Annotated in this window: 1 protein-coding gene; it reads left to right on the forward strand. The window is 37.7% G+C overall.

Annotated elements, in window-relative coordinates; all coding sequences use genetic code 11:
- The coding region (gene tnpA, locus ACHUFA_RS11085) for an IS200/IS605 family transposase (RefSeq protein ID WP_394406124.1) at positions 1–305 on the forward strand (305 nt) is incomplete at its 5' end.
- Positions 306–310 lie beyond the last annotated feature (5 nt).

Genomic DNA, 310 nt, shown 5'->3' on the forward strand with positions numbered 1-310 from the left:
ATATGATGTCAGATCACGTTCACATGCTTGTGCTGATACCACCAAAACTAGCGATTTCCGATTTTATGGGATATTTAAAAAGTAAGAGTGCTTTGATGATATTTGATAGACATGCGAATTTAAAGTATAAGTATGGAAATCGTAAGTTTTGGGCGAGGGGATATTACGTCAGCACTGTCGGATTGAACGAACAAACAGTAGCGAAATACATTCGTGAGCAAGAGAAAGATGACATTGCTCTTGATAAGTTGAGCGTAAAAGAATATGAGGATCCATTTTCGGATGGAAGTTTCAGAACACGATAAAAGCC

This window comes from Streptococcus hepaticus (assembly GCF_043656315.1).
Classification (GTDB): domain Bacteria; phylum Bacillota; class Bacilli; order Lactobacillales; family Streptococcaceae; genus Streptococcus; species Streptococcus hepaticus.